This window comes from Mycobacterium montefiorense (assembly GCF_025823255.1).
GTDB classification, from domain to species: Bacteria; Actinomycetota; Actinomycetes; order Mycobacteriales; family Mycobacteriaceae; genus Mycobacterium; species Mycobacterium montefiorense.
In genome coordinates this window covers 531,409-545,844 of record NZ_JACKVL010000006.1, presented here as the reverse complement: position 1 = coordinate 545,844, position 14,436 = coordinate 531,409, and the positions used below count along the sequence as shown (strand labels likewise).

The 14,436-nt window shown below is 65.5% G+C and carries 10 protein-coding genes; all 10 read right to left on the bottom strand.

Translation table 11 applies throughout. The features are described from left to right. Positions 1-26 precede the first annotated feature (26 nt). A complete protein-coding gene (locus tag H7K34_RS04445; RefSeq protein WP_264060366.1) occupies positions 27-914 on the bottom strand; it encodes an alpha/beta fold hydrolase in 888 nt (295 codons plus the stop codon). 452 nt (positions 915-1,366) lie between these two features. Further along, positions 1,367-2,200, bottom strand: a complete 834-nt coding sequence (locus H7K34_RS04440; protein WP_264060547.1) for a helix-turn-helix domain-containing protein — start codon at positions 2,198-2,200, stop codon at positions 1,367-1,369. A gap of 337 nt (positions 2,201-2,537) precedes the next feature. Then, a complete protein-coding gene (locus tag H7K34_RS04435) occupies positions 2,538-3,011 on the bottom strand; it encodes a MarR family winged helix-turn-helix transcriptional regulator (protein ID WP_264060364.1) in 474 nt (157 codons plus the stop codon). Between the two features lie 109 nt (positions 3,012-3,120). Next, on the bottom strand, positions 3,121-5,202 hold the full coding sequence (locus H7K34_RS04430; RefSeq protein ID WP_264060363.1) for a substrate-binding and VWA domain-containing protein: 2,082 nt from the start codon (positions 5,200-5,202) through the stop codon (positions 3,121-3,123). A gap of 99 nt (positions 5,203-5,301) precedes the next feature. Beyond that, positions 5,302-7,497 carry a malate synthase G gene (locus H7K34_RS04425; RefSeq protein ID WP_264060362.1) on the bottom strand — a complete coding sequence of 732 codons (2,196 nt, stop codon included), beginning with the start codon at positions 7,495-7,497 and terminating at the stop codon, positions 5,302-5,304. 290 nt (positions 7,498-7,787) lie between these two features. Next, positions 7,788-8,828 (bottom strand): hemolysin family protein, encoded by a 1,041-nt coding sequence (locus tag H7K34_RS04420; RefSeq protein ID WP_108923496.1) that lies wholly within the window; start codon positions 8,826-8,828, stop codon positions 7,788-7,790. Then, on the bottom strand, positions 8,825-10,195 hold the full coding sequence (locus tag H7K34_RS04415) for a hemolysin family protein (RefSeq protein ID WP_264060361.1): 1,371 nt from the start codon (positions 10,193-10,195) through the stop codon (positions 8,825-8,827). Before H7K34_RS04415 ends, H7K34_RS04420 begins: the two co-directional genes overlap by 4 nt. Positions 10,196-10,424: 229 nt before the next feature. Beyond that, positions 10,425-11,861 (bottom strand): GuaB1 family IMP dehydrogenase-related protein, encoded by a 1,437-nt coding sequence (locus tag H7K34_RS04410; RefSeq protein WP_264060359.1) that lies wholly within the window; start codon positions 11,859-11,861, stop codon positions 10,425-10,427. A 48-nt stretch (positions 11,862-11,909) separates the two neighbouring features. Continuing rightward, positions 11,910-13,379 (bottom strand): NADP-dependent phosphogluconate dehydrogenase, encoded by a 1,470-nt coding sequence (gene gndA, locus H7K34_RS04405; RefSeq protein ID WP_264060358.1) that lies wholly within the window; start codon positions 13,377-13,379, stop codon positions 11,910-11,912. Between the two features lie 100 nt (positions 13,380-13,479). Next, positions 13,480-14,430 carry a M56 family metallopeptidase gene (locus tag H7K34_RS04400; protein WP_264060357.1) on the bottom strand — a complete coding sequence of 317 codons (951 nt, stop codon included), beginning with the start codon at positions 14,428-14,430 and terminating at the stop codon, positions 13,480-13,482. Positions 14,431-14,436: the final 6 nt, after the last annotated feature.

The window sequence follows — 14,436 nt, the reverse complement described above, 5'->3', positions numbered from 1 at the left end:
TTCTCGTTGCTATCCGGTGATCGAAATCAGCTGCCGGTCGCATTGCGCGGCACCGCAGCAGTTGCTGCAGGCTGCGACCGCAGGAAATCGAGGGTCAACTCTGCGAACCTCTCGGCGGCTTCCACTTGTGGCGCGTGGCCTACCGCCCGCAAGAGGTGAACCCGGGCGTGTGGAAACAACCGCCGTGACGCGTCGATCTGCCTCCCGGGCAGGAAGCGGTCGTGATCACCCCAGATGATCAACGTCGGACGACGGCGTTTGGACGCCACCGAGATCAATTCGGCTCGCCACTGCGGTCTGACGCCCCGGATGGTGGCAACGGATCGCGCGGTCTCGTGCATAACCGCGCCGGTGTCGGGTCGCCGCGCGAGCGTCACAGCGCGGTCTATGCGCTCATCGGTCGCAAAGGACCGATCGACATAAATCTGTCGTTCCGTCATCCGCGCAGTTGCGCGGTTGGTGTGACGGGTCGCGACGGCGCCAATCAACGGTGTGGCCGCCAACCGCAGTATCGGATGTAATGCGGAACCGAATCCGCCACTGCTGACCAGATTCAGCGTGGCCACCCGGTCGGGATGCAAGGCCAACAACTGCAGCGCGACCGCACCGCCCAACGAGTGACCTATCACGTGCAGGCGCCGGGTCTCACCAATCGCATCAACGGTTTCAAGCACGCCCTGGGCAAGCCCGGGCAGCGTGGTGTAGGTGGGAAGGCGGTCGGAGAATCCGGAGCCCGGCAGGTCAGGAGCAATGACCCGATAGCCCGCCTGTCGCAACGGCACAAACTGCGTCTCCCAATCCTCGATGCTGCGGCCGATCCCGTGCAGCAACAGAATTGGAGGATGGTCTACATCGCCCGCGACGAAGACACGGGTATGTCTACCTTTGACATTGATCGACTTGATTGATTCCACGCGTGTACTCCCTGAAGTGACAACGCTATTCGCGATCGCCTTAGACTCGGATCCGACAACACATCTGTCTCGCAACAGGATTCGAAGTCCTATTGTGTTGTGTGCCGTGACACAATTCGACGAGCAGGTTGATGGTTCGGATTGGTAGACGTTGGTGGGCAATGCCGTATTCCTCGGCTTAACAGCCGGATTCCTCCCCACAGATTCGACGATACGGGGCATCAACACCAGCAAAGAGGAGTTGGCAAGACGAATTGAATATGACTTGCGCCGTTGTCATTGCATCCTCCTTCGTCTCAGAGGCCTCCGATTCGGTTGGCGTGGGCCCACATTGCGTTGCGTTCGGCCTTGGCTGCTGTTCGCATCCACCACCCAATCGTCGAACAGCCGCTCCCGCTGTAACAGGTCGCGAGATTCCTGGGTGGCGTGCACCCACCACATTTCGTCCGCGGTTACCCTGCGGACAGCTGTCGCAGAGCACGTTCGGAAGGCGATCCCGGTTGAGCCCAAAAGGCAACCAGCAGATGCCCGGTGTGATCGAGCCGCATATGTTGGAAGTGCAGCGTCATTGGCCCGACCTCGGGATGCATAAGTTTCGCTCTCCCGCTGTTGTCGTTCGTGACATCGTGGCGGGACCAAAGCATCCGAAACAGCCTGCTTCGATGCAGGAGTTCCTCGATCACGTCGGTTAGACCCGGGTCCGGATTGCGTGCCGCGTAAGCCCGAAGCCAGCACGCCCCCCACCTGGTCAGCTTTTCCCAGTTCCGATAGAACTTCGGCATCTCCGGGTCTAGAAACAGCGACAATGCCGGGTTGTCTCCGGGGGCAAAGTGCGGAAAGACCGCGCGAGCAAGGGGATTGGTAGCCACGATGGTCAGCGAAGAATCATGAATGTACACCGGCGTGAGCGGCCAGCTATCGATCAACGAAGAAATCGCCGGGTTGAGCTCTTTCGCAGGCCACCGTTGCCCAGATCGTGGCCCTCGCACCAGGTCCCGCAGGTATGCGGCGCTGTCGTCATCGAGCTTCAATGCCCGTGCGATGCCGTCCAAGACTTGATCGGAGGGACTTCTTTCGCGGCCCTGCTCAATGCGCAGGTAGTAGTCGACACTCACGCCCGCCAGTGCCGCAACTTCCTCGCGGCGCAGTCCGGCGACCCGCCGCCGGCCTCCGCTGGGTAGTCCCACGTCACACGGCTGAAGTTCCGCGCGACGGTTGCGGAGAAACTGTGCTAACGCTGAGCCTTTTGACGCACACCTGCCCTTGGATGTAGAGCCCGGCCGAATGCCGGTTGAGCCGGGTCTCGGGATCCGGTCGTGCGCCGAGCTGCCACCTACGTCGACGAGTTCTAATCGGCGGCCTAACGCCTCGGTATCGCTCACTGGACCAAAGCCAAGGCGACGGAGCCCATCATGGTGGCGAACGGCACGTCCAGCGCGGGGTTGTCAGCAATGAATCTGGTCCGGCTCATGTCGTCTCCTTTGCTTTCGGACGCCCACACCCCTGCGCCACGCAACACACAACACTGGGGTATTTAGTAACTATTCCTGACTATCTTCAGCAGCTAGTTTGGCTCGAGCGGCGCGGCCAGGTGGCAGCTGGTTCCCACGGGTTCGACCAGGCCTACGGCGTGGGGCGCTCGTGCGCGTCGGTCATTGCGGCGCGCTGGTGATCGATGACGGCCCGAAAATCGGCGAGAAACCCGCGGAACTCGGCGGCACCGAGGTTGCTCGCGTGCCGATCCATCATGTCGGCCATGATCGAGTCGGCGGCATCCATCTGCCGTAGGCCGCGGGCGGTGGGTACGACGAGCTTGGCGCGACGGTCAGCCGGGTCCGGCTTGCGTTGCACATAGCCCATCGCTTCCAGGTCGTCGATGATCAGGCCGATCACCTGCTTCACCTGCCCGGACAGCCGCGCCAGATCAGTCGCCCGAACGCCCTCGGGACACATGTACGCAAGCACCGCGCCATGCCGCGGGACGATATCGTCGAATCCTTCGTCGCGCAGCCGGCGGAAGAGCTCGCCTTGCACCGCGAAAAGTAGGCCACCGGCCAGCGCGCCCAGATCGTTACCTCGACCAGCCTCGCCGTTCATTGCCGCCCTCCACTATCAAGTCATCGGGCCAGCGAGCCGGTTACGGCTACCGAGCCGCATCAATCAGCTTGATGCGGCCGGTGCTGTAATGCCGGACAGGCTCGCTGCTTCAGCCCAAATATGTGCTGAGTGCCGTGGCGAGATCGGGGGAGGCCGACGTCGCAAGGTTCTGGTAGCTGCCGCCGCTGAGCTGGGCGACCGCTTCCCATGTTGCCCGGTCCGGATCGGCGCCGAAGTCGATGATGTTGACGGCGATCGGTTTGGCCGGGTCCGCACTGGCCCGGATGAAATTCTGCAGCCCCGGTCCGTCGAGGGATTGGTCGGTGTGCGGCCCCGCCGTGATCAGAAGAATCGAATTCGTTTGTCCGGCATGGTAATTAGTTTGTATCTCCTGATAGATCATCCGCAGCGTGGTAAATGACACCGCACCGCCGGCCGACGAATATTGCTTGTCAAGGTCGGCGGCCAGCGCGGCCGGGCGAGGCTGGCCGTTGACCTGGTCCGCCAGGGGGCCGGTCGCGACCTCCGAGCGGCCCTCGTGACCGTCGAACGTCCACAACCCCAGAATCGCATTCGGAGGTAGTGCTTTGATCCGGTCTTCCAGCGCAGCGACCACGTTGGCCAGCCGGGATTTTCCGCCTTCATCGCCGGGCATCGACTGGTCCAGCATGATCGTGGCAGCCAGTCCGCTGGACGGGGCGGCCATGGCGTCCGCCAGCGTGGCACGCATGGAGTCGTCACCGACCGACAGCGTGGAACCCAGGGCCGCGAAGCTCGTGACCGGGCTGCTCGGCGGTTTCACGCCGTTGACGCGGAAACCGGCTTTGGCAAGTTTCGCGAGTTGTTCGGGCTTGCGGATGAAGTGGGCGAACTCGCTTGCCGCTGAGGTCTGTTCGCGTGTCAACCAGGATCCGCTGAGCAACACCGTGGGATAGTCGGCGACCGGTGCCGGGCCCTGCGGTAGCCAGGAAGCCAACGTGCTCTTGGCGTCCGACAGCGATTCGCCGCGCGCGAACACCTGCTGCTCGGTGGTGATCACCGCGTGCACCGGCGCGGTTGCCACATCACCGGGCTTCAGCAGCGTGTTCATTGCCTCGGTTAGCGAATTGTCGGCCAGTTTGGGCGCTGCGCCCGTTAAGGAGCGCAGCGCGGCGGTGCCCTGGGTGGCCGGCGCACCAGACGGCACGGACGCGGCCGCCACCGCTTCGCCCGCCAAATAGGAGGCATCGCTGTTGCCGCTCGTCGGCAATGCCAGTCGCAGCGATCCCCACGCCGGTAACTTCAACCCCGCCAATGCATTCGGATTGTTTTGCAGGCCCGGCAGCGCGCCCCAGTTTTGGTTGGAAAGCACCTGCTGCAGTTCGGGCCGAATGGCAAGCAACACCGGCGACGTCACCAGTGAGCGACTGTCGCTGATCGTTTTCTGGCCCGTTGCCGCGGTCAGCCGCGCGGCCGACACCGAACTGCCCGGGATCCACAACGCGGGCTGCGCACCCAATTCCGCAGGCCACTTGCCGATGAAGCCGGCGATGACGGCATCGGAGCCGGCCGGTTTGACGTCAAGAACCATGCAGTGGTCAGCGACGGGGCCGGCCGAAGAGTTGTAGCCCTCCGCGAACTGCTGAACCTGTTCGGCGATCGACGGATCGACGACGATGGCGACGGTCTCCTTGCCTCCGACACAGCGTGCGGCGGCGGTGTGTGAGCGATCAGACAGCGCGTCGCCGAAAAAGCTCCACAGGATGACGGTGCCGACCACCGCGATGACCGCGACCAGAGCCACGATCACGCCGATGCTGACTCCTCGTCGCCCGCCGGCGCTGCGGTGACCACCCCGCCAGTCGCCGAGCACTCGGTGGCCGGACCCGAAGAGACCCGGCCGTGCGTCCTCGGGCGGCCCGGAGCTCTCCGGCCGAGGCGGAAAGTCGGGGTATTCGTCATCGATGCCTTCCGCCGCATACCTATCCTCGGCGGCGGCGAAGTCCTCGTCGGCATAGCCGCCGACCTCATCCGGGTAATCGTCGTAGTCGGCGTCGTCATCCTCGTCGAGGTCATCCCAGTGCGGCTCGACGTGGGGATGATCCTGTTCCTCCTCGAATCGGGAAACAAGATCGCGGGCGGTAAACCTGTTCGTTTCGGACTCGTCGGCAGGCTCGTCGGACGACTTCCCGGGCATGCTGTGCCTACCCATCCCGGCGCCCGCCACCTTTCCGCCGACCCATCAACTTCGCCGTCGCGAAATCGGCACCGAGTCTAGTCATCAGAAGCATCGCCGCAGCTTGAGCCCGAATCAGGCACCGTTGCGGGCCTTGAGCTCACGCCGTCGCCTATGCAGGATCGGCTCGGTGTAGCCGCTGGGCTGCTGCGCGCCGGACAAGATCAGCTCTTGGGCCGCCAAGAACGCGATGCTGTCGTCGAAGTTGGGCGCCATGGCGTGGTAGTCCGCATCGCCGGCGTTCTGCTGGTCCACCATCGGGGCCATCCGCTCCAGACTGGCGCGGACGTCCTCGCTGGTGATAATGCCGTGACGCAGCCAGTTCGCCAGCAATTGGCTGGAGATCCGCAGCGTGGCGCGGTCCTCCATCAGGGCCACGTTATGGATGTCGGGCACCTTCGAGCAGCCGACACCATGGTCGATCCAGCGCACCACGTACCCCAGGATGGACTGGCAGTTGTTGTCGACCTCCTCGCGGATCTCCTCGGGAGCCCAGGCCAGCTCCTTGGCCAGCGGGATGGTCAGCAATTCCTCGATGGTCGTGCGCTTCTTGCCCTCGAGCTCCTTCTGCACGGCGAAGACATCCACCTGGTGATAGTGCATCGCGTGCAGGGTGGCCGCGGTCGGGGACGGCACCCACGCGGTGGTGGCGCCGGCCTTCGGCTGGCCGATCTTCTGCTCGACCATGTCGGCCATCAGCTCCGTCATCGCCCACATGCCCTTACCGATCTGGGCCTTGCCGGACAATCCGGCGGCCAGGCCGATGTCGACGTTGGCGTCCTCGTAGGCCTTGATCCACGCAGTGCTCTTCATGGCACCCTTACGGATCATCGGACCGGCTTCCATCGAGGTGTGGATCTCGTCGCCGGTGCGGTCCAGGAAACCGGTGTTGATGAACACAACCCGGTCGGCGGCCGCCTTGATACACGCCTTGAGGTTGACGGTGGTGCGCCGCTCCTCGTCCATGATGCCGACCTTCATGGTGCCCTGCGGCAACCCCAGCACATCCTCGACACGGCTGAACAACTCGCAGGTGTACGCCACCTCCGCGGGACCGTGCATCTTCGGCTTCACGATGTAGATGGAACCGGTGCGGCTGTTGGTCAGCGGCCCGTTACCGTTGCCGGTCTTGAGGCCGTGAATCGCGGACAGACCGGTGAACAGCGCGTCCTGGATGCCCTCGAACACCTCTTTTTCGCCGTCACCATCGGTTATGACGATCGCATCGTTGGTCATCAGGTGCCCGACATTGCGGACGAACAGCAGGCTGCGCCCGGGCAGCGTGAGTTCGCCGCCGTCGGGGGTGTGGTAGCTGCGGTCCTGGTTGAGTACGCGGGTGAAGCTCTTGCCGTCCTTGCTGACCTCTTCGATCAGGTCGCCCTTGTTCAGACCGAGCCAGTTGCGGTAGCCGAGCACCTTGTCGTCAGCGTCGACCGCGGCCACCGAGTCCTCGAAGTCCATGATCGTGGTGATCGCGGATTCCAGGATCACGTCCTTGATGCCGGCCGGGTCGGTCTTGCCGATCGGCGAGGACGGGTCGATCAGGATCTCGATGTGAAGTCCGTGATTGACCAGCAGCACCGACCAGCTGGGGGCGCCCAGCTCACCGCTGTACCCCACGAATTTCTCCGGGCTGGCCAACTCGGCGGAGTCCGCACTGATGGCGATCTTCAGCTGGCCGTCCTCGATGCTCACGCCCGTCGCGTCTGCCCACGAGCCCGACGCCAGCGGTGCCGCCTGGTCGAGGAACTTGCGCGCGTAGGCGACCACCTTATCGCCGCGAATCCTGTTGTAGCTGTTGCCCTTTTGAGCACCATCATCTTCCGGGATCACGTCGGTGCCGTACAACGCGTCGTACAGCGAACCCCAGCGGGCGTTGGCCGCGTTCAGCGCGAACCGGGCATTGAGCACCGGCACCACCAGCTGCGGCCCGGCGGTCGTCGTGATCTCATCGTCCACGCCGGAAGTCGTGATCGTGAAGTCGTCCGGCTCGGGCAGCAGGTACCCGATGTCGGTGAGGAACTGGCGGTAGGCCTCGACGTCGAGCGGCTCGATGACACGGTGGCGGTGCCACTTGTCGATCTGGGCCTGCAGCTCGTCACGGGTGTTGAGCAAACCCTGGTTCTGCGGAGTGAGATCGGTGACGACCTTGTCGACACCGGCCCAGAAGCTGTCCGGGTCGATACCGGTGCCGGGTAGCGCCTCGTTGTTCACGAAGTCGTAGAGCACTCGGGCGACGCGCAAGTTCCCCGCCGACACGCGGTCAGTCATTTTTCTCCTCCACATATTGCCTCATTGGTCCCATTCGGCCCCCGATTGGCCCCAACTAGCTACGCCATCAGCCTACCGGCCAACAGCGCCAACGCTGGTATTCGACCAACCCGCAACAGCAGGTCACGGTGCACCTGACGGACTTCACCGTGGGGTTCCCGGCGGGCCCCGCGGAGCGCCTTTGGCAACACGTGTGCTGCGGTAAGCACCCAGGCCCCGTCTTGCGCCGGCGCCGTTCAATCATACGGGCTGTACGCGGCCCTCTTCGGGGGGCGGCCCGGCGGCTGGTTTCATTGCGCATCGCGCATGCTGCCGACCAGATCTTCCACCAGGTCCTCCATCGCCACCATGGCGACGCCGCCGCCGCCATCGATCACGAGTGCCAGATGGCTGTTTGTGCGGCGCATTCGCGACAGGGCATCGGCCAGCGGCAAGGTGAGGGGCACCCGTGGCAGCGGGCGCACCAACGCGAGATCGATGACGGTCTGGGGATCGTCGCCGAGCGGCAACATGTCCTTGATGTGCAGGTAGCCGATGAACCGCCCGTCGGCGGCCGCGACGGGAAAGCGGGAGTAGCCGGTCTCGGCCAGGGCACTCTCGACGGCGCCGATCGTCGGCCCGGAACCCGCCGCCGCCACTGGTACCGCCCGGACGTCGTCAAGCGAAACCGCCACATCGCCGACCACCCGGCTGCCGATCTGCAGCGCCCGGGTCAACCGGGTGTGCTCCTCGGGATCCAGCAGGCCTTCGGACACCGATTCGGCGATCATCGCGCTCAGCTCCGCCGGTGAGACCGTGATGTCGATCTCGTCTTTGGGTTCCACCCGCAGCAGGCGCAGGATCGCGTTGGCGCATTTGTTGTAGAAGACGATGAACGGCCGGGCGACCCGGACGTAGGCCAGGTAAGGGGGCACCAGCAGCATCGCCGTGCGCTCCGGCCCCGCCAGCGCGATGTTCTTCGGCACCATCTCGCCCAGCAGCACGTGCAGCGTCACCACCACCGCCAGCGCGATCACGAACGACAAGGTGTGCAGCAACGCCGGGGGCATACTGGTCAGCCCAAACGCCGACTGCAGCAGGCTGGCGACCGCAGACTCTCCGATTCGCCCGAGCAGCAGCGAGGCCACCGTGACGCCCAGCTGCGAGCCGGCCAGCATGGAGGCCAGCTGTTCGCCGGCGCGGATCACGGTGACCGCTCGCTTCTTGCCCTGCTCGGCCAGCGCCTCGAGGCGGTCGCGACGGGCCGAGATCAGCGAGAATTCCGCGCCGACGAAAAAGGCGTTGGTCCCGATCAGCAGGATCGCCAGCAGCACTCCCAGCGTGTTGTTCATCGTCGGCCGTGCTCCACGGGTGTGTCGCTACGACGGCTCAGTTCGGTCAGCTCGAGCAGATCGATCCGCCGGCCATCCATCCGAACCACCGCGGCTTTCCAGCGAATTTCACTGTCCAACAAGCCATCTCCGTCGAGTGCGGTCAGCTCGACCGTTTCACCGACCGTCGGGATGTGACCGATCTCCCGCAGCACCAGCCCGCCGATCGTCTCGTACGGCCCTTCGGGGGCTCGATAACCGGTGGCGGCGGCAACCTCGTCGATGCGCAGCAAGCCCGACACCTGCCAGCCGCTGCCCGCCGCCACGACATCCGGTGTGGCGTCGTCGTGTTCGTCGCGGACGTCGCCGACGATCTCTTCGATCAGGTCCTCGACGGTGACAATCCCTGCGGTGCCGCCGTATTCGTCGACGACCATCGCGGTCTGCAGCGGGTTGGCTCGGATCTCGGCCATCACCGCGTCACCGTCCAGCGTCGACGGCACCACCGGCACCGGCTGCACGAGCGTGGTCAGCAGCGTGCCGGCGCGCTGCGCCCGCGGCACCTTGAATACCTGTTTCACGTGCACGATGCCGACGGTCTCGTCCAGGTCGCCGTCGACCAGGGGGAAGCGGGAGAATCCCGATTCGGCGGCCGTGGCGATCAGGTCGCGGACCGTGTCGTCGGTTTGCAGCGCCACGATCTTCGACCGCGGTGTCATCAGTTCCTCAGCGGTACGGGCGCCGAACTGCAGCGAGCGCCGTACCAGTGCGGCGGTGGCGGGGTCCAGAGTGCCGCTGCGCGCCGAGCTACGCACCAGCGAGAGCAACTCCTGCGGTGAGCGGGCAGACCGCAGCTCCTCGGCCGGCTCAATTCCCATTTTCCGAACGATCCAGTTCGCCGCCCCGTTCGTCAGCCGGATCACCGGCGTGAGCAACAGCGAGAACATCAGCTGAAAACCGGCGACGGCACGACCGGTCGACAGCGGCCGAGCGACTGCCAGGTACTTCGGGACCAGCTCGCCGAACACCATCGACACCGACGTCACGATCACCATCACCATGAACGCGGTGATCCCGTCGGCCACCGGATCTGACACGCCGAGGGCGTCTAGCCACGGGTGCGGCAGGTCGGCCACCATGGGTTCGGTCAGGTAGCCGGTCACCAGCGTGGTGATTGAAATGCCTAACTGAGCCCCCGACAGCTGGAAGGACAGCCGGTCCTGCGCGCGCTGGATGTAGCGGTCGCGCCGGCCACCCTTGCGGGCGTTGGCCTCGACGGTGCTGCGGTCGAGCGCGGTCAGCGAGAACTCGGCCGCGACGAATACGGAGTTGCCGAAGATCAGCACCGCAATGGCGAGGACGCTGATGACGGTGACGGTGAGGTTCATGGTGGGCTGGGCTATCGCGATGGCCCGGGGGCCAGACGTCGAGCCGGGGGAGCTGTGGGTAGCCGCTTCGCCCGGAAACCGACGGGCTCGACGGGTGCCTGCGGCACGTCATCCCTTTCGCTTGATGCCACGCAGCGCGTTGCTGCGGGCGGGAAGATCGGTAAATTCACATGGTAGCGAAGAGATCTGGCCGGACCGGGTACGACGTGCCCTCACCGCGCCGCCGGCGTCACCAGCCCAGGGGCAACGGGTGGCCCTCGGCGAACCCCGCCGCCGATTGGACACCGACGACCACTCGCTCGTGCAACTCGGCCAGCGTCGAGGCGCCCACGTAGGTACAGGTGCTGCGCAGGCCGGAGGTGATGTGGTCGATCAGGTCCTCGACACCGCCACGGTCGGGGTCCAGGCCCATCCTCGACTTCGAAATGCCCTCCTCGAACAACGCCTTGCGGGCGCGGTCGAACGCGCTGTCCGCGGCGGTACGGGCGACGACCGCCCGCTTGGACGCCATGCCGTAGCTCTCCTTGTACGGCTGGTCCTCGCGGTCGCGCATCAGGTCACCGGGTGACTCATAGGTGCCGGCGAACCAGGACCCGATCATGACGTTCGACGCCCCGGCGGCCAGCGCCAGCGCGACGTCCCGAGGATGACGGATTCCACCGTCGGCCCATACGTGCCCGCCGAGATTCCTTGCAGCAGCTGAACATTCAAGTACTGCGGAGAATTGAGGGCGCCCGACACCGGTCATCATCCGGGTGGTGCACATCGCGCCGGGCCCGACACCGACCTTGACGATGTTGGCGCCGGCGTTCAGCAGGTCGCGGGTGCCCTCCGCCGAGACCACGTTGCCCGCCGCCAACGGCAGGCCCAGCCCCAGCGACGCCACCGTTTTGATCGCGTCCAGCATCCGGCGTTGGTGCCCATGCGCGGTATCGATCACGAGCACGTCGACGCCGGCCTCGGCCAGCGAACGGGCTTTGGCTCCCGCATCGCCGCTGATGCCGACGGCCGCGCCGACGCGTAGCCGGCCCACGGCGTCGGTGGCCGGGGTGTACAGACCGGCGCGCACCGCCCCGGTACGGGTCAGCACACCGGCGAGCTTTCCGTCCGCGGTGGTCACGACGGCGACCCCGATCGGGGCGTTGTCGAGCAGGTCGAAAACCTTGCGTGGTTCGGTGCCCAGCGGCGCGCTTACGAAGTCAGACACGGCAATATCGCGAACCCTGGTGAAACGGTCCACGCCCGCACAGGACGCCTCGGTCACCAGGCCGATCGGGCGGCCCTCGAAGAGCACCACCGCGGCGCCGTGCGCCCGTTTGTGGATCAGCGCGATCGCATCCGACACCGAATCGTCGGGGGCCAGCGTGACCGGCGTGTCGAGCACCAGGTCTCGGCTCTTGACGAACTCCACCGTTTGTTGCACCGCGGTAATCGGAAGATCCTGAGGCAGCATCACGATGCCGCCGCGCCGCGCGACCGTCTCGGCCATCCGGCGCCCGGCCACCGCCGTCATGTTGGCGACGACCACCGGGATCGTGGTGCCGGAGCCGTCGCTGGTGGACAGATCGACGTCGAACCGCGACGAGATATCAGACCGGTTCGGCACGATGAAGACGTCGTTATAGGTCAGGTCGTAGCCGGGCCGGTGTTCGTTGAGAAACTTCATCGCAATCGCCCCACCCTTTGCAGCCCCTGTATCAGCCTAGTTGGCCCGCTAAGCCGGCACTTCGCTGCGGTCTCCGCTCCACAGCGTGTGGAAGCGTTTGTCCGGCTCGCTGTCGATGCGCCCATAGGTGTGTGCGCCGAAGAAGTCGCGCAGACTCTGGGTCAGCGCCGCGGGCAGCCGTTCAGTGCGCAGACCGTCGTAGTAGGACAGCGCGGAGGAGAAGCCGGGGATCGGGATGCCGAGCTCGGTCGCCGTCACCACGACGCGGCGCCAGCTGTCGATCGATTCCTCGATGGCCGACCGGAAATACGGCGCGACGATCAGCGACGGCAGGTCGGCGTTCTCGTCGAATGCGTCTTTGATCCGGTTGAGGAACTTCGCACGAATGATGCAACCGCCGCGCCAGATGGTCGCCATGTCGCCGGGCGTGATGCCCCAGTCGTACTCGGTGCTACCCGCCTGGATCTGATTGAAGCCCTGCGCGTAGGCGATGATCTTCGACGCGTACAGCGCCTTGCTCACGTCGTCGATGAACTGCGTCGCATCCGTTGGCTTTTGGCCCAGCTCTCCAGAAGCCAGCCCCGTGGTGGCCTTGCGCTGGGCCACCGACCCGGACAGGGCGCGCGCGAACACCGCCTCGGCGATACCGGTGACCGGCACACCGAGGTCGAGCGCGGACTTCACCGTCCAGCGGCCGGTGCCCTTCTGCTCGGCCTCGTCGAGGATGAGATCCACCAACGGCTTGCCGGTCTTGGCGTCGGTCTGGCGCAGCACCTCCGCGGTGATCTCGATGAGGAAGCTGTCCAGGTCGCCCTTGTTCCACTCGGCGAAGACGTCAGCGATCTCGGGCGCGGTCTTGCCCAGGCCGTCGCGCAACAGCTGGTAAGCCTCCCCGATCAGCTGCATGTCGGAGTACTCGATGCCGTTGTGCACCATCTTGACGAAGTGGCCGGCGCCGTCGGGGCCGATGTGGGTGCAGCAGGGCACACCGTCAACGTGTGCGGATATCTCCTCGAGCAGGGGGCCCAGCGACTTGTACGACTCGGCCGGACCACCCGGCATGATCGACGGGCCCTTCAGCGCGCCCTCCTCGCCGCCCGAGATGCCGGCGCCGACGAAGTGCAGGCCGCGCTCACGTATTGCCTTCTCGCGCCGGATGGTGTCGGTGTAGAGCGCGTTGCCGCCGTCGATGATGATGTCGCCTTCTTCCATGGCGTCGGCGAGCTCGTTGATGACGGCGTCGGTGGGGCCGCCGGCCTTGACCATGATGATCACCCGTCGGGGCTTTTCCAGCGCGTCCAGGAATTCTTCGATCGTCTCGGAGCGGACGAACTTGCCCTCGTCACCGTGCTCTTTGAGCAGCGCGTCCGTCTTGGCGATCGACCGGTTGTGCAGCGCCACGGTGTAGCCGTGGTGGGCGAAGTTGCGGGCGAGGTTCGAGCCCATCACGGCCAGGCCGGTGACACCGATTTGTGCGGTGCCAGTCCTCGATTTGGGCTCGGTATCCGACGAACTCATGTCTTCGCCTCTCAGGTTGGAGAACTTTTGCTACACGGTTTCCGTCACACTGTGGCACAGCGGAGTTCCGGTCTTCCAAAGAGATTCGCGGTGGGCTGCGTCAGAGGTTGAACAGCCGCTTGAGCTCGGTGAGCCACGGCACCGCCAGCGCTACCGTTGGCACCACCAAAACAGCCGCCGCGGTCAGGTAGGCGGCCGTGGAAAGCATCATGCTGTTGCCCCGTCCGGCCAGCCGCCGGACCCGGACCACCGTGCTGGCACCGCCCGCGGCCAGCGCACCCGATGGGGCCCGCCCGGCGGCACAGGCGACCAGCGCCCGGGCCAGGGGAGTGCGTCCGGCGGTGCGCACCGCCGCGTCGTCAGCGAGCAGCTCGACCAGCAGTTGCACCGCGCCCAATGCATTGGAGCTGCGGACGAGGCGCGGGAAGGCGGCGTGCACCGCGGTGAAAGCTTCCAGGACCAGGTCGTGGCGGGCGCGCAGATGGGCCCGCTCATGGGTGAGGATCGCCGAGACTTCGTCGTTGGTGAGCTGGGTCAGCGTTCCCTCGCTGACGACCACGCGACTGCGGACTCCGGGCAGGCAGTAGGCGAGCGGCTCCGCCACCTCCAAAACGCGCAGGTCCCTGCCGCGGGCGCAAGGCTGAGCAAGGACGGCGTCGTGTCCGACCCCGACAAGATCGACCACCATTCGGTGGTGAGCCCGCCGGCGCCGGTTGGCGATGACCACCCGCAGGACTGCGACCACCAGTCGCACACCCACCAACACGGTCAGCGTGAACGCGGCGATGTAAGCCGTCCACAGCGGCCAACCAAGCCGCCCGGCCGCACCGCCGACGCTAGCCGTGGGCCGCCCATCGGGGCCGGGCATCAAAATCCGAGTGGCGATCGCAATACCTGCGCTGAATGCCGACAGCACAGCGGCCACGGCGATGGCTTGCCACAGCACCATCGCCGCACGCGGGGCACGCAGTGGCCAGGACGCTCGCGCCAATACAGCCGGCGCGGGGCCAATCAGCAGTACCGCGAGGAAGGTAAAAGCCAGCGCGGACACATAGCT

Excerpts from the sequence above, each read along its gene's own strand:
- H7K34_RS04435 (WP_264060364.1), bottom strand. The coding sequence starts at position 3,011 with ATGAACGGCGAGGCTGGTCGAGGTAACGATCTGGGCGCGCTGGCCGGT.
- H7K34_RS04430 (WP_264060363.1), bottom strand. The coding sequence starts at position 5,202 with ATGGGTAGGCACAGCATGCCCGGGAAGTCGTCCGACGAGCCTGCCGAC.
- H7K34_RS04425 (WP_264060362.1), bottom strand. The coding sequence starts at position 7,497 with ATGACTGACCGCGTGTCGGCGGGGAACTTGCGCGTCGCCCGAGTGCTC.
- H7K34_RS04420 (WP_108923496.1), bottom strand. The coding sequence starts at position 8,828 with ATGAACAACACGCTGGGAGTGCTGCTGGCGATCCTGCTGATCGGGACC.
- H7K34_RS04415 (WP_264060361.1), bottom strand. The coding sequence starts at position 10,195 with ATGAACCTCACCGTCACCGTCATCAGCGTCCTCGCCATTGCGGTGCTG.
- H7K34_RS04410 (WP_264060359.1), bottom strand. The coding sequence starts at position 11,861 with ATGAAGTTTCTCAACGAACACCGGCCCGGCTACGACCTGACCTATAAC.
- gndA (WP_264060358.1), bottom strand. The coding sequence starts at position 13,379 with ATGAGTTCGTCGGATACCGAGCCCAAATCGAGGACTGGCACCGCACAA.